Consider the following 17,747-nt stretch of genomic DNA (forward strand, 5'->3'; position numbering starts at 1 on the left):
GCTGCATGAAACCAGGCGAGAACGGGCGTGTATTTGGTGCGGGAAGACGAACCGCCGGGCGCCGACATTTCGGGCGTGGCCGAGAGCGGCGGGGGCAAGCCTTCGCTCGACACGGCGCTGCAGGCGGCCTCGCTCGCCGACCGGCGCCTGCGCGAGGCCATCGAGGCCATGCCGCAGGGCATCGTCTTCCTCGACGAGGAGGACCGCTACATCCTCTGGAACGAGCGCTACGCCCAGATCTACGAGAAGTCCGCCGACCTCCTCCAGCCTGGTGTGCGCCTGCAGGATGCGCTGCGCATCGGCATCGAGCGCGGGGACTATCCGGACGCGCTGGGCCGGGAAGAAGCCTGGCTCGCCGAGCGAGTGGCCCAGCTGCGCCAGCCCGGCCTGCGCCACGAGCAGCGCCTGTCCAACGGCCGCTGCATCATGATCGAGGAACGCCGCATCGAGGGCGGCGGCACCATCGGTATCCGCGTCGACATCACCGACCTCAAGCAGAAGGAGGAAACCTTCCGCCTGCTGTTCGAGCGCAACCCGCTCTCCATGCTCGTCTTCGACATCGAGACCGGCAAGATCCGCGCCGCCAACGAGGCGGCCTGCGCGCTGTTCGGGTACAAAGCGGGTGCCATGGACGGCCTGTGCGCACGCAGCCTCTTCCCCGATTCGCTCTGGCCGGAAGCCGGCCCGCGCCTCGCCGGAGACACGTCCGACACCCGCGATTGCTGGGAAATGTTGCGCCGGGACGGCACCTGCATCGACGCCGTGATCGCAACCCGCCGGTCGGCGCTGGAAGGCTACACGGGCACCATCGTCTCGATCTTCGACGTCACCGAGCGCCGCCGCATCGAGCAGCGCATGGCGCATATGGCCCGCCATGACGAACTGACCGGCCTCGCCAACCGCGCGCATTGCCGCGAGCGTCTTCGCGAACTGCTCGACGACGGCGCCAACGGCACCGAGACGATCACCCTCGCGCTCGTCGACCTCGACCATTTCAAGCCCGTCAACGACACCTACGGCCACCACTTCGGCGACATCGTGCTGACCGAGGCGGCGCAGCGGATGCGTGAGCTGATCCCGCCCGAGGCGCTGCTGTGCCGCATCGGGGGCGACGAGTTCGCGGTGATCTTTCGCCGCTCCAGCCTGACCCAGGCCGAACTCGTCTCGAAGTCGATCATCACCACCCTGTCCGAGCCGTTCTTCGTGCAGGGCCACATGATCCACATAGGCGCCACCGTCGGCTTCGCGTCCTCCCCCTACGACAGCCGCGACGGCGAGACGCTGCTGCGCTACGCCGACCTAGCGCTCTACGCCGCCAAGGGCGAGCGGCGCGGCACCTGCCGGGGCTTCGAAGCAGGCATGGACGCCGCCGCGCAGGAGAAGAACCGGCTCGAGAAGGACCTGCGCGCCGCCGTGCGGGGGGGAGAGCTGGCGGTCCACTACCAGCCCATCGTCGACCTCCAGACCGGCGCGGTCGAATGCTACGAAGCGCTGCTGCGCTGGAACCATCCCGAGCGCGGGCAGGTGCCGCCGGACGTCTTCGTGCCGCTGGCCGAGGAGATGGGCCTGATCGACCAGATCGGCCGCTTCGTCCTCCACAGCGCCTGCGGGGAGGCCATGCGCTGGCCCGCGCACGTGCGCGTCGCGGTCAACGTCTCGCCGCTGCAGTTCCGCAACGGCAACCTGCTGAGCACGGTCATCAACGCGCTCTCCACCTCGGGCCTTCCCGCCGAGCGCCTGGAGCTGGAGATCACCGAGGCGGTGCTGATGGAAAAGGGGCCGCGCCCCGCCGCCATCATCCGCAACCTGCGCGCCTTCGGCATCGGCATCTCGCTCGACGATTTCGGCACCGGCTATTCCTCGCTGAGCTACCTGCTCAACTACCCCTTCACCAAGATCAAGATCGACAAGTCGTTCATTCTGAACCTTCAGGAGGAATCGAGTTCGCGCGCGGTGATCCGCGCCGTCATCGGCCTGGGCCGCAGCCTCGGCCTGACGGTCGCCGCCGAGGGGATCGAGCGCGAGATCGAGCGCGACTACCTGCGCGGCGAAGGCTGCACGCAGGGCCAGGGCTACCTGTTCGGCAAGGCGGTCCCGGCGGAATTGATCGCGGCCGCATCGCAGCCGGCCCCCTCTCAGGCAGCCTGAGACAGCACCGTCACGGGCTGCCGCGAGGGCGTGGTGTGAGGCGGAGAGCGAGCCAGCCGCTCAGGCCATGATCGCGCGGCGGCAGAATTCCCAGAGGTCCTCGGCCAGACCCTCGCGCTCGGCCGGGTCGGCGGCGCCGCCTTCCTCCGCAAGCAGGACGGTGTGCACGGTGGTCGACACGAGGTTGTAGATCAGCCGCGCCTGCAGCTGCGGATCGGCACTGCGGAACAGCCCCTGCCCCACGCCTTCCGCCACCAGCCCTGCAATCACGTCGAGAAGCGGCTCCAGCGCCGAGTTCAGTTCCGCCGGACGGGACTGCGCAAGGCGAAGGTGCTCGCGGCTGAGCGCGGCCCCGCGCCGGTTGGCACCCATGCGGTCCTGCCCGAGCTGGCCGACGACGATGCCCGTGACCACCGCCTCCAGCGCCTCGACCGGCCCGGCGCAGCGCGCCGTGATCTCGCGGAACTGCACCCCGGCAGCGCGCAGCGAGCTGTCGAACACCGCGAGCACGAGGTCGTCCTTGCCCTGGAACCGCTCGTAGAATGCCCGCCGGGCCAGACCCGCACGCGCCAGCACGGCGCGGATCGTCAGCCCTTCGAGACCGGATTCGTCGAGCAGGTCATAGGCCGCCTGGACTAGCAGCCGGGTGCGATCCTGTTCGCCGTCGGCAGGTGCGGGAAGCGTGAAGAGGGAAGGATAGGAAATGGCCATCGCTTCCCCGCTAAGGCGTGGCGGCGCCCCGGTCCACCCTCCGCTTGATTGACTTTTTCACCGCGATTGGCGTAAAAGAGTGAGAACAGCGTTCTCGCGGCAGGGCGAGAGCGCACCGACAGAAGAGAAAGAGGATCCATGGCCAAGGTCACATACGTCGATCACACCGGAGCGGCGGTCGAAGTCGATATCGAGGTCGGCGAGAACGTCATGCGCGGCGCGCTCTACAACGGCATCGAGGGCATCACCGGCGAGTGCGGCGGCGGGCTCTCCTGCGCCACCTGCCACTGCTACGTCGACGAGGCGTGGACCGATGCGGCGGGCGGCCCCTCGTCCGAGGCCGAGGCCGAACTGCTCGAATCGGCGGCGGCCGAAGTGAAGTCCACCAGCCGCCTGTCGTGCCAGCTCGTCGTCACCGAGGCGCTCGACGGCCTCGTCGTCCACATGCCCGAGCACCAGTTCTGATCACGGCGGCAAACGCCGGAAACCGAGAGAGATAGCCATGCCCATCGACGCCGCCAATCCCGTCCCGCCCGTCTTCCCGCGCCACGTCGGGATGGACCAGGTCCCCGCGCACGTGCCGCCCGAACTGATCCGCCAGTCGGGGCTCACGGTCGGCCCGGATTTCCTCGCAGGGCCTCACGACTTCATGGCGGCGATGCACGAGAAGCAGCCGCCGATCTATTACGACGTCTCGCCGATGGGCAACATGTGGCACCTCATCAAGCACGAGGACGCGCTGTTCGGCCTGCGCCATCCCGAGGTCTTCTCGAACGAGGGCGCCACCCCCTTCCCGCGCGATCCCAGCGACTACTTCTACTTCATCCCGATCGAGATCGACCCGCCCGAGCACCGCAAGTACCGCAACATCGTCGACCCGGTGTTCAGCCCCCAGGGCGTGCTCAGGCTGGAAGGCCAGATCCGCCAGCGCGCCAACGACCTGCTCGACGCGATCGAGGCCAAGGTCGAGGCCGGTGAAGGCTGCGAGTACACCGAGGACTACGGCCGCCCGCTGCCGGTCTCGGTCTTCCTCGACATCATGGGCCTGCCGCAGTCGATGCGCGACGAGTTCGTCGAGTGGGCGGTGCAGCTGCTCCACTCGAACAGCCGCGAGGCCATGGGCGAGGCCATGCAGAAGATCACGGTCTACCTGAAGAGCGCGATCGCCGAGAAGAAGGCCAATCCCGACGACGGCGTCGTCAGCCGCATCGCCCATGCCGCGCCCGACGGCGTGCCGCTGTCCGACAAGGAGATCTTCGGCTTCGTCTGCTTCCTGTTCATCGGCGGCCTCGACACCGTGTTCGCGACCATGAACAACATCTGGCTCTACCTCGCGCAGAACCCCGAGAAGCTGGAGGAAATCCACCGCCGCCCGGACGACATCGACAAGATCGTCGAGGAACTGCTGCGCCGCTGGTCGGTGACGTTCTCGGGCCGCGTGCTGGAAAAGGACTACGAGATGCGCGGGGTGCAGATGAAGAAGGGCGACCGCGTGACCTTCGTGCTGCCCGCCTGCAACTTCGACCCCGACGTCTTCCCCAACCCCAAGGAGGTCGACTTCGACCGCCCGCGCAAGACGATCCTCGCTTTCACCGTCGGCGTCCACAGCTGCATGGGCGCGCACCTTGCGCGGCTTGAGGTCAAGATCGGCCTGCAGGAATGGCTCAAGCGCATCCCGAAGTTCTCGGTCAAGCCGGGCACCGAGATCGAGTACCGCCCCGGCGGCGTAATCGGGCCGGAGCATCTGCCGCTGGTGTGGTGAAGACAAACCCACAGATCGCGATGTATCCTACGCGATAAAACCCGTCGTCCCAGCGAAGGCTGGGACCGCTGTGAACTCCTGAGGCGGAGCCCCTCGGCAGGACCGGCCGAGAGGTTCCGCGACACGGCCAGCGATCCCAGCCTTCGCTGGGATGACGGGATATCCGTCAGAGCTTGTGCAGCGGCGCGGCCAGTATCTCCAGCAGCGCCGCTTCGAACGCCTCCGGTCTTTCGTACATCGCCCAGTGCCCGGCGCCCTCGATCACACGGAACAGCGCCTCGCCCTGGACCGAGCGGAGCGCCGCTTCCTGTGCCGCCGGATCGGGGTGCGGCAGGTCGCGCTCCCCCCAGATCGCATCGACCGGGACACGGACCTCGGGCAGCACCCGAAGCAGCCGGTCGGGGACCACCAGCGGCGGCACATGCAGCCGCGCGGCCTTGGCGGTAGGCAGCAGCATGTGGATGGCGAGGTCGTCGGCGCTGTCCGGGTGATGCAGCATCAGGCCGAGCAGGTTGCCCTTGAGCGCCGCGCGGCGCTCCTCTCCCACCAGCCCGCTGATGCGGCCTAGGCGGGGATGACCCATCGGCGTGTCGAGCCCGCCGCAGCCGACGATCACCAGCCGCCGCGCGACGTGGCGGTGCAGCGCCGCAAGGTGCGCCAACGCCACGCCGCCGAACGAGAAGCCGCACAGGTCGACGGGCAGGCGCTTCGCCCCCAGGATCACCTCGAGCCCGCTGGCCAGCGCCGCCGAGATGCCCTCGTGATCCTCGCTCGCCGGCATGGCGGAGGCGCCGTGCCCCGGCAGGTCGGCGACGATCAGGCGGCGATGGCGGGACAGTCGCTCGATGTTTCGGACCCAGTGAGTCCATGACCCCTGCGCGCCGTGGGCCAGCACCAGCGGTTCGCCCTCGCCCCAGATGCGCCAGACCATCGTGCCCTGGCCGCAGGGAGTCTCGACCCGCTGCGAGAGCGCCTCGATGCCTGCGAGGTATGCGGCGGGATCGCCGTCCCTCTCATCGACACGATGCCGTGTACCCGTCGCCAATGTCCCTCTCCTTTGCCGGCAAGGGACCATCGCGAAGGCATTCGCGCAACGCACGCACACAACTCATCGCCCCGGTGACGCGCAGGGGTTGGCCACGCGCCGCGCGGGGCAAACCCGATGGAACGAAATTTTTTCAATGCTGCGCAGCACGAAAACGCGATTCCGGCTTGGCCGACACGAATTTCTGATGCAATGTGGCCCGTGAAAGGTTCTTGCAACCTTACCGGTGTTGGGAGAGAGCGCGCCGGGGAACTAAAACACCCCGGCGCGCCGATTTTTTCTCGCAGTTGCAGCAATGCCCGCAACTGCCTTCCTTAAACGTCAACCTCCCCGAAATCGCGACGCGGCGCAAGGTTTGTTTGGCCTGTCAGCAAACTTTTGCACGTGTACTTTTGCGCATTGCAGCAAAATCGCGGACTTAGCTGGCGAGCTGGTGGCCTTGGACCAGCGATTCGCGGCCATGGCGCGGATTGTGGTCCCCTCCGCTGTCCGATAAAGCCGGCGCCAGCCGCTATCAGCCCGGATGCCCTCCCCCTTGACCCGAAGCGACACTGCCCGCCAGCTCTGGTCGATCGCCTTGCCCGCGATGCTGACCAATGTCGCGACGGCGCTGTTCGGCCTTGCCGACATGTGGGCGATCGGACGCCTCGGCGACGCCCCGGCACAGGGTGCGGTGGAACTGGGCGCCAAGTTCATGCTCGGCCTGCTGAACGTCTTCAACTTCCTGCGCACCAGTACCGTCGCCCTCACCGCGCAGGGCAGCGGACGCGGCGACGACGGTGCGCAGGGGGCGACGCTGGCGCGCGCCATGGCGGTGGCGCTCGGCATCGGCGCACTGCTGCTGATGGTGATGCCTTGGGCGATCCCGCTCGGCCTCGACCTGCTGGAAGCGAGCGGGCCGGTGCGCGCGGACGCGCAGACCTACGTCGCGATCCGCTACTGGGCGGGACCGGTCTGGCTTGCCAACTGCGTCCTCGTGGGCTGGCTGATCGGGCGGCGGCACCTGCGCTACGTCCTTTGCGTAGAGATCGCCGCCAACCTCGTGCACATCGCGCTCGACCTGCTGCTGGTGCTCGTGGTGCGCTGGGGCGTCGCCGGAGTGGCAAGCGCGACGGTCCTGTCCGAGCTCTTGAAGTTCGCCCTGCTCGCCGCCGTGGTCGTGCGCGAGGGCGCCGCGCGCGAGGCACTCGCCGCCCTCCGCATCCGGGCGACCTGGGCGCGCGCCGACCTGCTGCGCCTCTTCGCACTCAACCGCGACCTCTTCGTGAGGACCTTGCTGCTCACCGGCGCGATCCTGCTCTTCGCGCGCAGCGGGGCACAGGCGGGGCCGGTGACGCTGGCCGCCAACGGCATCCTGTTCCAGCTGTTCATGCTCGCCACGCTGCTGCTCGACGGCTTCGAAAGCGCTGCGCAGGTACTGTGCGGCGAGGCCGTCGGTGCCGGCGAGCGGCGGCGCTTCGACGCTGCGATACGCGCCGCTCTGGTCTGGGGCGGGGTGACGGGCCTCGCCGTTTCGGCCGCCTACGCGCTGGGCGGCGCGCGGCTCGCCGCGGCGTTCAGCACCGACCCGCAGGTGATCGCGGCGACGGGGGACTATGCCGTCTGGCTCGCCGTGCTGCCGCTGCTGGGCGTGGCTTCCTTCGTGTTCGACGGAGTGTTCGTGGGAGCGGGCTGGACGCGCGCGATGCTGGGGACGATGGCGGCGGCGCTGGCGCTCTACCTCGCGATGCTCGCAGGCCTGGCGCCGCTGGGCAATCACGGCTTGTGGGCCGCCTTCGCCGCGCTGTTCGGCGCCCGCGCGGCAGGGCAGGCGCTGGTGCTGCCGCGCCTCGCGCGGCGCAGCTTCAGCGTTTCCTGAACACCAGGATCAGATTGTTGGCAGGCATCTCGACCAGCTGGTCGAACGCGAGGTCGTGGTCGAGCGCGCAGGCGCGCACGCTCTCCACGCCGCGCAGGCCCCATTCGGGATTGCGCAGCTTGAGGTCCTCGTCGAACGCCTCGTTGCTCGGCTCTATCGCGCGGTCGGCGCGGCGGTACGGGCCGTAGAGCACCAGCGGTCGCCCGGAATCGAGCGCCTTCGCCGCCCCCGCCATCAGTCCCTCGGTCGAGGCCCAGGGGCTGATGTGGATCATGTTGATGCAGACGACCGCCTCGAACGGCGTGTCCGGCCAAGCCGAAGATGCCGCGTCGAGCGCGATGGGTTCGAGCAGGTTCGAGAGCCCCGCATCGCCCCGGTACGCCGCGATGGAGGCGCGGGCTTCGGGATCGGGGTCGCTCGGCTGCCAGATGAGGTCGGGCAGCGCGGCGGCGAAATGGACGGCATGCTCGCCGGTGCCGCTGGCGACTTCCAGCACCCGGCCGGACAGCGGCAGGACGTCGCGCAAGACCTGGAGAATGGGCTCGCGGTTGCGCGCGGTGGCGGGGGCCTCTCGGCGGTCGTCTTGCGTCATGCCTATGGGATGGAGCGGTCGGCGCCGCCGCGCAAGGCCGGGTTGCGCCCGGCGGGTGCGCCGGCCGGACGGAAGGGCGATAGGCTGGGGGGCTGCCTGCCTTCCGTCCGGGCCGGACGCTCAGGTTCCTTCGATGCGACCCGAAGGACCTGTACCTCAGTGCCCCGAAGCGGGCTTGACGTTCTTCGGCGGGCGGGGCGCCAGCCAGATAGTGAAGGCCGCCAGGAACAGAGCCACGGCGCTGATGCCGAACAGCTCCGCCGTCGCCACCGCCGTGCCCTGGTTCTCGACCAGCCGGGCGATGGTGCCGCGTGCCTGCTCGGCGCTGAAGCCCTGCGCCTGCAGCTTTTGCGAGATCGCCGCTGCTCCGTTCAGCGTGCCCGAGAGCGTGTCCGCGCGGTCGCGCGACATGTCGCTCCATAGCGTCGTGACGATCGCGGTGGCGACCGCGCCGGCCAGCGTCCGCCCGAAGTTGGCGATACCCGCCGCCGAGGCGGTCTCGTGCGGCAGCACCGAGCTGAGGCTGATGGTGGTGAGCGGGACGATCATCATCGACACCCCCACGCCCTGAAGCAGCTGCGGCAGGGCGATGCTCCAGAACGTGATGTCGGTCGACCATGTCATGCGCATCAGCGAACACACGCCGATCCAGGTGATGCCGATGAAGACGATCAGGCGCGGGTCGAATTTCTGCATCAGCTTGGGCACGAACGGCGAGGCGACCACCGCCAGCACCCCGCTGAACGACATCGCCAGTCCTGCGTCGGTGGCGGTGTAGCCCATCGAGGTCTGCAGCCATTGCGGCACGATCACGATCGCGGCGAAGTAGGTGCCGAAGGCGATTGTCAGGGACAGCGTTGCGGCCGAGAAGCCCCGGTGTCGGAACACCGATATGTTGACGATCGGATGCTCCTCGGTCAGCTCCCAGACCAGGAACACCACGAAGAACACCGCGGCGATGCAGGCAAGAGCGACGATCTTGGGCGACGAGAACCAGTCCTCGTCCCGGCCGAGGTCGAGCATCATCTGGAATGCGCCGACCCAGATCACGAGCAGTCCCAGCCCGATCTTGTCGATCGGCAGCTTCTGCGTCGGCGTTTCCGCGCCCCGCAGCAGGGTGAACACGCCGAAGAAGATCAGGATGACGATCGGCACGTTGATGAAGAAGATCCACTCCCACGACCAGTTGTCGGAGATGTAGCCGCCCAGGATCGGGCCTGCGATCGGGGCGGTGACGATGGTCATCGCCCACATCGCCATGGCCTTGGGGTGAAGGTGCTTGGGGAAGATGCGCAGCAGCAGCGTCTGCGTCAGCGGCATCAGCGGACCGCCGCAAAAGCCCTGCCCCAGACGGAAGATCACCAACATCGACAGCGAGTTCGACAGCCCGCACAGGGTCGAGAACAGCCCGAAGCCGATCAGCGACAGTATGAACACGCGCAAGGTGCCGAAGCGGTTGGATAGCCAGCCGGTCAGCGGCACGCAGATCGCCTCGGCCACGGCGTAGGACGTGATGACCCAGGTCCCGCTCGACACCGAGACGGCGAGGCCGCCGGCGATGTGCGGGACCGAGACGTTGGCGATCGTCGTGTCGAGCACGACGATGAAGTTGGCCATGGCCAGCACGAGGCCGGCCAGCACCAGCTTCGCGCCTGTCAGGGGCTGCGCCGCGCTACCGGACCCCGTCGCTGCTGCCGCGCTGGCCATCAGTCCTTACTCGTCAGGTCGATCTTGGCTTCCATCGACAGGCCGATCCGCAGCGGGTGCTCCTGCAGTTCCTTGGGATCGAGTTCGATGCGCACCGGCAGGCGCTGCACGACCTTGATCCAGTTGCCGGTCGCGTTCTGTGCCGGGATCAGCGAGAACGCCGCGCCGGTGCCGCCCGAGAAGCCGACGACCTTGCCGTGGAACTCCACGTCGTCGCCGTAGAAGTCCGAAGTGACGATGGCGGTCTGGCCCGAGCGGACCTTGCCGAGCTGGTCTTCCTTGAAGTTGGCGTCGACGTAGAGCGCGTTCACCGGCACGATCATCATCGCGACGACGCCCACGTCGATCTTCTGGCCGACCTGGATCGAGCGGCGCGCGATGACGCCGTCGATCGGCGCGCGGATCACGGTGCGCTCCATCGCCAGCTGGGCGGTGGCGAGCTGAGCCTTGGCGAGCAGCACTTCGGGTGCGGTCTGGTTGGAGGTGCCGCGCGTCAGGGCGACCGAAGCCTCTTCCTGGCGGCGGGCGCTGTTGGTGTTGGCGCGCGCCTGAGCGACGGCGGCGGCGGCTTCCGCCGCGCCGGCCTGCGCGGAGGCCAGCGCCTGGCGGGCCGAGGTCAGTTCCTCGCCCGAAACGGCGCCGCCCGCGGCAAGGCTGTCACGCCGGCGGAAGTCTTCCTGCGCCTTGGCGAGGGTCGCCTTGGCCGAAGCCTGCCTCGCGATCGCGGAGTTGATCTGCGCGGCCGTGGCATCGGCGGCGGCGCCCAGCGCGTTGTTGTTGGCGAGCGACTGGCCGTAGCGGCGGGTCGCATATTCGAGCTGCGCCTCGGCCTGGGCCAGCGCGATACGCTGGTCCTTGTCGTCGAGGCGGAACAGGATCTGGCCCTTGCGCACCGGCTGCGTGTCGGTGACGTGGACCTCGGCGACCTGCCCGGCGGTGAGCGGGGTCACTTCCGCGCTCTCGCCGCCGACATAGGCATTGTCGGTCGAGACCGAGCGGCTGCCGATGAGCACGTCGTAGAGGAAGAAGATCGCGGCGATCGCAACCACCGCCACCGCCAGCCCGATCAGCAGCGGCTTGCGGTTCTTCTTGTCGACCACGCTGCCGCCGCCGTCGTTGCTGGCAGATGCCGCCGGCTGCTGCTGCACGTCATCACTCATCGTCGGAAGCCTTCTCACTGGAATTGTCTGCGAACCCGCCGCCAAGCGCGCGCTGCAGCGCGACTTCCAGGGCGAGGGTACGGAAATGGGCATCGACCGCCGTGCGGCGCGCCTCGAGCGCGTTGGTCTGGGCGGTCAGCGCGTCGAGATAGGTCGAGAGACCGCCCCGGAAACGCTGCATCGAAAGGTCGTAGGCGATCTGCGCGGTGCGGGCCGCCTCGTTGATCTCGCGTTCCTGCGCGATCGAGGCCTCGCGGCTGGCGAGCGCGTCGGCGACTTCCTGGAGCGCACTGACGACCGTCTCGTTGTAGTTGGCGACGGCGGCGTCGTAGCCGCCGCGCGCCTGCGTGTACTGGCCCTTCAGCCGTCCGCCCTGGAAGATCGGCAGGCTGAGCGCGCCGCCCGCGTTACCGTAGGTCGAGCCGCTGTCGATCAGGTTGGACAGGCCCAGCGAGGTCAGCCCGAACAGGCCCCGCAAGCTGATGTTGGGCATGTAGGCCGCCTTGGCGACGTCGATCCGCGATCCCGCCGCTTCGGCCCGGAGGCGCGCCGCGACGATGTCCGGGCGGCGTCCGGCGAGTTCGATGCCGGCATCGGCGGGAACGCCCGAGAAGGGCACTGTGTCGAGCGCACGGGGCACGATCGAAAGGCCGCGGTCGGGGCCCTTGCCCAGCAGCGCGGCGAGCGCATGGCGGCGCAGCAGGGTCTGCTCCGCATTGGACGAGGATTCCGCACGCGCGGCGGCGGCGGCGGATTCGGCGCGGCGCAGCGGGGCCTGGTTGTCGATACCGGCCTGCTCGCGCTGGCTGGTCAGGTCGACGAAGGAGCGGCGCGCGGTGTTCGCGTCGTCGAGCGCCTTGCCGCGCTCGACCAGGCGAGCGAGGTCGAAATAGGACGAGACGACGTTGGTCGAGATCATCAGTTCGGCCTGCCGCGCATCGGCTTCGGCGGCTTCGGCCTCGGACGTCGCGGCGGCGAGCGCCTTGCGGTTGGCGCCCCAAAGGTCGAGGTCGAAGTCGCCCGAAAGCGCCAGCGTGCCGGTGCTGTTCCAGCCCTTGGGGACGAAGTCGGCGGGGACGCCGTTGTTGTAGCTCTGCTTGGTGAAGCCGGCCGCGCCCTGCCCGTTCAGCGTCGGCAGCAGCGCCGCGCCGGCAATGCCGGCGGCGCCCCGCGCCTGGCGGATGCGCGCCTGCGCCGCGGCCACGCTCGGCGATCCGGCCAGCGCCTCATCGACCAGGGCATCGAGCTGCGGATCGCCGTAGACGGTCCACCAGCGTTCCTGCGGCCAGTCGCGCGACGCGGATGCCGAGGTGAGCGACTGGCCCGCCTCCAGCGTTCCGGGCGCCGTCATCTGCGGACGCGGGCCAAGGTCGGGCGCCGTGCAGGCTCCGAGGGACAATGAAATCGCCAGCAGCGAGGCCGCCGCGAATCGTGGTTTGATATGCGTACTCATCAGTACATTTTTTACGAAGTGTTGCTTGATCCTGTCAAACGAAAAGTGTACTAGATAGTACGACTATGACAGCGACGATGGGAAAACGAGAGCTCAACAAGGCCCGCAAGCGCGCGGAGATCGTGACGGTCGCCACCCGCCTGTTCTTCGAGCAGGGTTATGCCGCGACCACCATGTCGGCGATTTCCGATGCTCTGGGTGGTTCGAAGGCGACGCTCTGGGCGCATTTCGCCTCGAAGGAGGACATCTTCGCCGCCGTCATCGACATGCATGTCGAGCAGTTCTCCAAAGACATCGACGAAGTGCTGACCGGGCAGACCTTCTCCCCCCCGGCCCTGCGCCGCGCCTGCCTGCGCTTCCTCGATTGCCTGCTGAACGAGAATTCGGTCCTGCTCTACCGCCTCGTGGTGAGCGAAGGGGATCGCTTCCCCGAGATCAAGGAGATGTTCTACGCGCGCGGACCTTCCAAGATGCGCGCCGTCATCGCCCGGTTCTTCGCCACCCGCTACGACGACGAGGAAGCGATGCGCCTCACCCAGTTCACGGTGGCTGCCGTCACCGGCTACCGCACCGATATCCTGCTGCGCCCCGCCCCGACCACCAAGGCCCAGCAGGAAGCCTTCGTCGACAACATGATGGCGCACTTCTCCTTCCCGCCGCAGCGGGAGGACTGAACCGGGCTGCTGGCAACCGGGACCGCTGGGGCGATCACTGGCCGCCGTTCCCATTCGGGGTTAGACGCCCGCAGCCCCCATCGGCCATCCTCCGCCCGCTTCGGCAGGAGAGGACAAAAGCCATGAGCGACGAATCGTCAGCCGCGATCCGCGACACCCGCAAGGACTGGGCCAGCGAGCACCGCGAGATGTATCTCGAATCGGGCGGCGCCAAGGGCCACATCATGGACATCACGCCGGTGGGCGGCCGCGCATTCGCGACCCACTGCATGATCAAGTACACCGGCCGCAAGAGCGGCAAGGTGTTCATCACCCCGCTCTGCTACGCCGACATCGGCGGCGAAGTGGTGATCTGCGCGTCGAAGGGCGGCGCCGACCACCACCCCGCCTGGTATCTCAACCTCATCGAGTCCGACGTGGTCGAGTTCCAGGTCGCCACGCAGGCCTTCCGCGGCACCTGGCGGGAGCCGGAAGGGGCCGAGCGCGAGAAGGTCTGGGCCTTCATGGCCGACTGCCACCCCTTCTACGACAGCTACCAGAAGGCCACCGACCGCGTGATTCCGCTGGTCATGATGAAGGCGCTCGAGCCCATCCCCGTGTTCCAGGCGAGCGAGGCCACCGGCCAGCGCCAGTTCTGAATTTCCTGAAAGAGACATCCGAAACATGAGCGACGACTTCGACACGTCCGACATCGACCAGTACCTCGGCAAGCCGATGGACTTCTCGCCCCTGCGCGAGCCGATCGCCCCCAACGACATCCGCCGCTGGGTCCACGCGATGCACTATCCCAACCTCGTCCACTTCGATCCCGACACCGCGAACGCGAGCCGCTGGGGCGGCCTCGTCGCGCCGCAGAGCTTCGCGATCGCCACCGACGACGGCCACGGCGCCGCGCCTGCCTGCGTCGGCCGCCTTGCCGATTCGCACCTGCTGTTCGGCGGCGACGAATGGTGGTTCTACGGCCCGCGCATCAAGCCGGGCGACATCGTCACCAACACCCGCATTCCCTTCGACTACACGCTCAAGCAGACCGGCTTCGGGCCGACCGTGTTCCAGCGCGGCGACAACAACTATTCCAACCAGGACGGCGAGGCGATCGCGCGCCAGCGCTCGACCTCGATCCGCTACCGCGCGGCGGCCGGCGGCGACAACGTCAAGACTGCCGACTTCGAGGAGCCGGAATGGACCGACGCCGAGATCGAGGACATCGAGGCCCGCCGCTTCGCCTGGGTGCAGGTGCTCCACGACCTCGGCCACGCCGAGCGCTGGTGGGATGACGTGACCGTGGGCGACCAGCTGCCCGAGCGCGTGTTCGGCCCGCATTCGATCGCCAGCTTCGCCACCGAATGGCGCGCCTTCATCGTCAACACCTGGGGCGCCATCGACCTGCGCGTCCAGGACCTCGAGGCGATGGGCTTCACCAAGGAGATGGCGGGCTACGAGAACGATCCCGTCATGCTCAAGGTCAACCCCTTCCTCACCGACGGCGCTTATTACGGCCCCTCGCGCGGGCACCTGTTCCCCAAGTTCGCCCGGAAGATCGGCATGCCGCGCGGCTACGGCTATGGGGCCTCGATGGGCTCGTGGGTGACCGACTACCTCTCGGGCTGGGCGGGCGAGCACGGCATGGTCGTCCACTCGGTCGCCAACTACCGCGGCCCGGCGCTGACCGGCGACGCGACGATCCAGACCGCCGAAGTGGTCGACAAGTCGATCGACGACGAGGGCCGCGCGCTCATCCACGTCAAGCACCTGATGAAGAACCAGAAGGGCACCACCATGTGCACCGGCACCGCCGAGATCGCGCTGCCGAAGAAGCCCGCCTAACCGGGGAACAGGTCGCCGCCGCGTGAGACGGTCTCCACCCGGCCGGCGATCCACACCTCACCGCCCTCGCCTTGCGAGCAATGGACCAGCCCGTCGGCGCCGACCTTGCGGCCCTGCGCGGCGACGTATCGGCCCTGCGCCTGCCCGCTGGCGAAGAGGTACTGCGCGATCGCGGCGTTGAGGCTGCCGGTCACCGGGTCCTCGACGAGCTTGCCCGCTGGGTCGGCGAAGAACGCCCGCACCTCGAACTGCGCCGGTCCGCCCGGCGCGCAGGGGCCGAGCAGCGCGACGTCGGTGCCGACCGGCGCGCGGGGCACGGGCTCGGCCGCCAGCACTGCCTCGGCCGAGCCGAGATGGAGCAGCTTCCACTGCGGCCCGTTGGCGGCGTGGACGGCCGCGATCACATCACCCGCGTCGGCCCCCGTCAGCCGCAGCGTCTCGGCAAGGTCGCCCGCATCGAGCGGCCCGGAGCGGATCAGCGGCGGCGCGCGGAAGGCCAGCCGCTCACCGTCGGCCCGGACTTCGACGAGACCGATGCCGCACTCCTGCACCACCTTGCCCGCCTCGCGCGGCACGCCTCCCGCTGCCAGCCACGCATGCGCGGTGCCCAGCGTCGGGTGCCCGGCAAAGGGCAGTTCGCCCGCCGGATAGAAGATGCGCACGCGGTAGTCGGCGCCCGGATCGGTGGGCGGGAGCAGGAACGTCGTCTCGGAGAAACCGAGCCACCGCGTCAGCCGCAGCATCGCCGCCGCGTCCAGCCCTTCGCCCCCGCGCACCACCGCCAGCGGGTTGCCGCTGAGCGAACCGGAGCCGAACACGTCCACGAGATCGAGCAACATCATGCAGTTCTCCGCATCCTATCAGGCGCTTGCGCGTTCCATCGTGACAGACACCGGCTTGGACCGGTTCGAATTTCGCCGGCCATGGCATCCCCGTGGTCCTGCATCAATCTCCGCAGGAGCTGGAACTATGAAGAAAACCCTGCTGGCTCTGGCCGCATTCGCCGCCACCGCCGCCGCCCTCCCGGTCGCCCCCGCCTTCGCCGACCAGCAGTGGTCGAACCGTGACCGAGACGACCGCCGGGACCGCGACGACCGGCGGGGAGACCGCCGTGACGATAGACGTGACGACAGGCGCGACTATCGCGGTAACGACCGCCGGGGCTACCAGCAGCGCAGCGCCTACGATTCGCGCGGCCGCTACTCCGAGCCGCGCCGCATCGACCGCAACTCACGCCTCTGGCGCGGCAACGATGGGCGCTATTACTGCAAGCGCGACAACGGCACGACCGGCCTCATCATCGGCGCGGGCGTGGGCGCGCTGGCCGGCAACCAAGTCGCCGGAAGCCGCGACAAGACCATCGGCACCATCCTCGGCGGCGTCCTCGGCGGCGTGGCCGGACGCGAGATCGACAAGGGCGACATGAAGTGCCGGTAAGGCGATAGCCTCGCACCCTCCCCATCGCGAAGCGATGGGGAGGACCGCGGATCACCGCCCCAGCAGATCCACGAACATCGCTTCCACCCGCGCCTTGTCGACGCGGTAGACCACGTCCACGTCCTGCTCCCCGAGGCCCGGGCCCTTGCCCGCCGGCCAGGTCACGAGCGCGCCGTAGTTGGCGCCGGGCATGAGGTCGACGTCCATGGCCATGCGTCCTCCGCGCCTGACGATCGCGGGGTCGAGCCACGCCGCCGCCTGTACTTCGTCCCACAGCGGGAAGCCCGCCTGCGCCGTCTTCGCGAGATAGCGCGCCGCCGGCCGACCGCTCGCCGCCGCCCTGTCGATCAGCGCCCGGGTGCCGAAGATACCCTCGTTGGCGTCGCCGGTCACCAGCACGAGCCGCTTCCACTTGGTGGTGAAGACGATGTGGGCGGCTTCGGGATCGAAGAAGTGGTTGAACGACATGCGCGGGGCATAGGCGGTCTGCATCGCGAACTCGTCGTGCTGCCCGTCCACGTCGCTGGCGATGAAGTTACCGCCCTCGGTGACGAGTTCCTTCAGCCGGTCCGCGAAACCGGGGTCGAGCCGCTGGGCGAGCGCGAGGTTGGTCAGCGGACCCATCGCGATCACACTGACCTGGCCCGGATACCTGCGCGACATTTCCAGCAGGAACTCCGCCGCCGAGCCGGGCCGGGCCTTCGCCCTGGGCATGCCCTCGGGCAGTGGCGGCACTTCGAAGGGGCCGTGCGGCTCGCGCCGCTTCATGGTGTTGTAGGCGGGCCAGCTGTCCATCCACGCGCCCTTGTAGGGCATGGGACCATAGAGCGCCTCGCGCCGCCGGGTGCTTTCGCGCGTGTTGACCAGCGGGAACACCGCGCCCTCGACCACCGGCACGTCGGTGCGGCCGACCAGTTCGAGCATGCGCAGCGTCGCCGCCGTCTCCTCGGGCGCCCAGCCGTCGCCGCTGACGGTGGTGATGCCCAGCACCTCGACGGTGGGGTCCTGCAGCAGCATGAGGATCGGCTGGAGCCCTGGCCCCTCGAACGCATCCTGGTCGACGATGACCTTGCGGCGCTCGGGTGCGGCGATCGCGGCAGAGGGCAGCGCCCAAGCGCCTCCCAAAAGGCAAGCGAGAGCAAAATGGACGGCCCGAATAAGCGGCAAGGCAGGTCTCCGTTCGTAGCTGCCCTGCTCTATCGGTCCGGCGTCCCAGCGGCCAACGCTATAGTTCGTGCGAGGCGTTGCCGAAATTCGGCCGCGGCCATGGGCTGCGCGCAACCTTATGGAAAGAGCCCGCTTTATGTCTGGCAGCAACATCGCCGCACCACTCGTCGCGCCTGCCGCGCGTCTCGTCAGAGTTTTCCGTTCAC

At 68.6% G+C, this 17,747-nt stretch carries 16 protein-coding genes; 8 read left to right on the forward strand and 8 right to left on the reverse strand.

Annotated elements, in window-relative coordinates:
• Nucleotides 1-36 precede the first annotated feature (36 nt).
• Nucleotides 37-2,148, forward strand: coding sequence for a bifunctional diguanylate cyclase/phosphodiesterase (locus PMI02_RS12195; protein ID WP_238539062.1), 2,112 nt, complete (start codon nucleotides 37-39; stop codon nucleotides 2,146-2,148).
• Between the two features lie 60 nt (nucleotides 2,149-2,208).
• On the opposite strand, the gene PMI02_RS12200 is transcribed toward PMI02_RS12195, so the two are convergent.
• The gene (locus PMI02_RS12200) at nucleotides 2,209-2,859 is read right to left on the reverse strand and encodes a TetR/AcrR family transcriptional regulator (protein ID WP_007683027.1); all 651 of its coding nucleotides are present in this window, start codon (nucleotides 2,857-2,859) and stop codon (nucleotides 2,209-2,211) included.
• Between the two features lie 138 nt (nucleotides 2,860-2,997).
• On the opposite strand from PMI02_RS12200, the gene PMI02_RS12205 reads away from it, so the two are divergent.
• Both PMI02_RS12205 and PMI02_RS12210 read left to right on the forward strand, forming a co-directional pair.
• Nucleotides 2,998-3,324, forward strand: a complete 327-nt coding sequence (locus PMI02_RS12205; RefSeq protein WP_007683029.1) for a 2Fe-2S iron-sulfur cluster-binding protein — start codon at nucleotides 2,998-3,000, stop codon at nucleotides 3,322-3,324.
• Between the two features lie 37 nt (nucleotides 3,325-3,361).
• Nucleotides 3,362-4,621: a cytochrome P450 gene (locus tag PMI02_RS12210; protein ID WP_007683031.1), complete on the forward strand. Its 1,260-nt coding sequence runs from the start codon at nucleotides 3,362-3,364 to the stop codon at nucleotides 4,619-4,621.
• A gap of 166 nt (nucleotides 4,622-4,787) precedes the next feature.
• Here PMI02_RS12210 and PMI02_RS12215 read toward each other — a convergent pair whose 3' ends face one another.
• Nucleotides 4,788-5,666 carry an alpha/beta fold hydrolase gene (locus tag PMI02_RS12215; protein WP_007683033.1) on the reverse strand — a complete coding sequence of 293 codons (879 nt, stop codon included), beginning with the start codon at nucleotides 5,664-5,666 and terminating at the stop codon, nucleotides 4,788-4,790.
• 535 nt (nucleotides 5,667-6,201) lie between these two features.
• Between PMI02_RS12215 and PMI02_RS12220 the strand changes: the two genes are divergently transcribed.
• A complete protein-coding gene (locus PMI02_RS12220; protein ID WP_036503603.1) occupies nucleotides 6,202-7,524 on the forward strand; it encodes an MATE family efflux transporter in 1,323 nt (440 codons plus the stop codon).
• Here the strand turns inward: PMI02_RS12220 and PMI02_RS12225 are convergent.
• The 4 genes from PMI02_RS12225 to PMI02_RS12240 form a co-directional block, all read right to left on the reverse strand.
• A complete protein-coding gene (locus tag PMI02_RS12225; RefSeq protein ID WP_007683037.1) occupies nucleotides 7,511-8,116 on the reverse strand; it encodes a DUF938 domain-containing protein in 606 nt (201 codons plus the stop codon). The two genes, PMI02_RS12220 and PMI02_RS12225, sit on opposite strands and share 14 nt — an antisense overlap.
• A gap of 156 nt (nucleotides 8,117-8,272) precedes the next feature.
• Nucleotides 8,273-9,823, reverse strand: coding sequence for a DHA2 family efflux MFS transporter permease subunit (locus PMI02_RS12230; RefSeq protein ID WP_007683040.1), 1,551 nt, complete (start codon nucleotides 9,821-9,823; stop codon nucleotides 8,273-8,275).
• Nucleotides 9,823-10,983 (reverse strand): HlyD family efflux transporter periplasmic adaptor subunit, encoded by a 1,161-nt coding sequence (locus tag PMI02_RS12235; RefSeq protein ID WP_007683042.1) that lies wholly within the window; start codon nucleotides 10,981-10,983, stop codon nucleotides 9,823-9,825. The genes PMI02_RS12230 and PMI02_RS12235 overlap by 1 nt, the downstream gene beginning before the upstream one ends.
• Nucleotides 10,976-12,436 carry an efflux transporter outer membrane subunit gene (locus tag PMI02_RS12240; RefSeq protein ID WP_007683044.1) on the reverse strand — a complete coding sequence of 487 codons (1,461 nt, stop codon included), beginning with the start codon at nucleotides 12,434-12,436 and terminating at the stop codon, nucleotides 10,976-10,978. Before PMI02_RS12240 ends, PMI02_RS12235 begins: the two co-directional genes overlap by 8 nt.
• A gap of 77 nt (nucleotides 12,437-12,513) precedes the next feature.
• Here PMI02_RS12240 and PMI02_RS12245 point away from each other — a divergent pair, with 77 nt between their 5' ends.
• From PMI02_RS12245 to PMI02_RS12255, 3 genes are all read left to right on the forward strand, one after another.
• Nucleotides 12,514-13,110, forward strand: coding sequence for a TetR/AcrR family transcriptional regulator (locus PMI02_RS12245; RefSeq protein ID WP_007683045.1), 597 nt, complete (start codon nucleotides 12,514-12,516; stop codon nucleotides 13,108-13,110).
• Nucleotides 13,111-13,232: 122 nt separating this feature from the next.
• Nucleotides 13,233-13,748 (forward strand): nitroreductase/quinone reductase family protein, encoded by a 516-nt coding sequence (locus PMI02_RS12250; protein WP_007683048.1) that lies wholly within the window; start codon nucleotides 13,233-13,235, stop codon nucleotides 13,746-13,748.
• A 25-nt stretch (nucleotides 13,749-13,773) separates the two neighbouring features.
• Entirely contained in the window at nucleotides 13,774-14,937 is a 1,164-nt protein-coding gene (locus PMI02_RS12255) for a MaoC family dehydratase N-terminal domain-containing protein (protein WP_007683049.1), read from the forward strand.
• Here the strand turns inward: PMI02_RS12255 and PMI02_RS12260 are convergent.
• Nucleotides 14,934-15,776 carry a PhzF family phenazine biosynthesis protein gene (locus tag PMI02_RS12260; protein WP_036503620.1) on the reverse strand — a complete coding sequence of 281 codons (843 nt, stop codon included), beginning with the start codon at nucleotides 15,774-15,776 and terminating at the stop codon, nucleotides 14,934-14,936. The genes PMI02_RS12255 and PMI02_RS12260 overlap by 4 nt on opposite strands.
• A 130-nt stretch (nucleotides 15,777-15,906) precedes the next feature.
• Here PMI02_RS12260 and PMI02_RS12265 point away from each other — a divergent pair, with 130 nt between their 5' ends.
• The gene (locus PMI02_RS12265) at nucleotides 15,907-16,374 is read left to right on the forward strand and encodes a glycine zipper 2TM domain-containing protein (protein ID WP_007683051.1); all 468 of its coding nucleotides are present in this window, start codon (nucleotides 15,907-15,909) and stop codon (nucleotides 16,372-16,374) included.
• Between the two features lie 51 nt (nucleotides 16,375-16,425).
• On the opposite strand, the gene PMI02_RS12270 is transcribed toward PMI02_RS12265, so the two are convergent.
• Complete coding sequence (locus PMI02_RS12270) at nucleotides 16,426-17,499, reverse strand: nucleoside hydrolase (RefSeq protein ID WP_157222495.1); 1,074 nt, start codon at nucleotides 17,497-17,499, stop codon at nucleotides 16,426-16,428.
• Nucleotides 17,500-17,747 lie beyond the last annotated feature (248 nt).

Source organism: Novosphingobium sp. AP12 (genome assembly GCF_000281975.1).
GTDB lineage: Bacteria > Pseudomonadota > Alphaproteobacteria > Sphingomonadales > Sphingomonadaceae > Novosphingobium.

What these genes read in the sequence shown, in the direction of transcription:
- PMI02_RS12245 (WP_007683045.1), top strand. Translation starts at nt 12,514, where the DNA reads ATGGGAAAACGAGAGCTCAACAAGGCCCGCAAGCGCGCGGAGATCGTG.
- PMI02_RS12225 (WP_007683037.1), bottom strand. Translation starts at nt 8,116, where the DNA reads ATGACGCAAGACGACCGCCGAGAGGCCCCCGCCACCGCGCGCAACCGC.
- PMI02_RS12205 (WP_007683029.1), top strand. Translation starts at nt 2,998, where the DNA reads ATGGCCAAGGTCACATACGTCGATCACACCGGAGCGGCGGTCGAAGTC.
- PMI02_RS12230 (WP_007683040.1), bottom strand. Translation starts at nt 9,823, where the DNA reads ATGGCCAGCGCGGCAGCAGCGACGGGGTCCGGTAGCGCGGCGCAGCCC.
- PMI02_RS12240 (WP_007683044.1), bottom strand. Translation starts at nt 12,436, where the DNA reads ATGAGTACGCATATCAAACCACGATTCGCGGCGGCCTCGCTGCTGGCG.
- PMI02_RS12200 (WP_007683027.1), bottom strand. Translation starts at nt 2,859, where the DNA reads ATGGCCATTTCCTATCCTTCCCTCTTCACGCTTCCCGCACCTGCCGAC.
- PMI02_RS12210 (WP_007683031.1), top strand. Translation starts at nt 3,362, where the DNA reads ATGCCCATCGACGCCGCCAATCCCGTCCCGCCCGTCTTCCCGCGCCAC.
- PMI02_RS12260 (WP_036503620.1), bottom strand. Translation starts at nt 15,776, where the DNA reads ATGTTGCTCGATCTCGTGGACGTGTTCGGCTCCGGTTCGCTCAGCGGC.
- PMI02_RS12235 (WP_007683042.1), bottom strand. Translation starts at nt 10,983, where the DNA reads ATGAGTGATGACGTGCAGCAGCAGCCGGCGGCATCTGCCAGCAACGAC.
- PMI02_RS12265 (WP_007683051.1), top strand. Translation starts at nt 15,907, where the DNA reads ATGAAGAAAACCCTGCTGGCTCTGGCCGCATTCGCCGCCACCGCCGCC.
- PMI02_RS12250 (WP_007683048.1), top strand. Translation starts at nt 13,233, where the DNA reads ATGAGCGACGAATCGTCAGCCGCGATCCGCGACACCCGCAAGGACTGG.
- PMI02_RS12255 (WP_007683049.1), top strand. Translation starts at nt 13,774, where the DNA reads ATGAGCGACGACTTCGACACGTCCGACATCGACCAGTACCTCGGCAAG.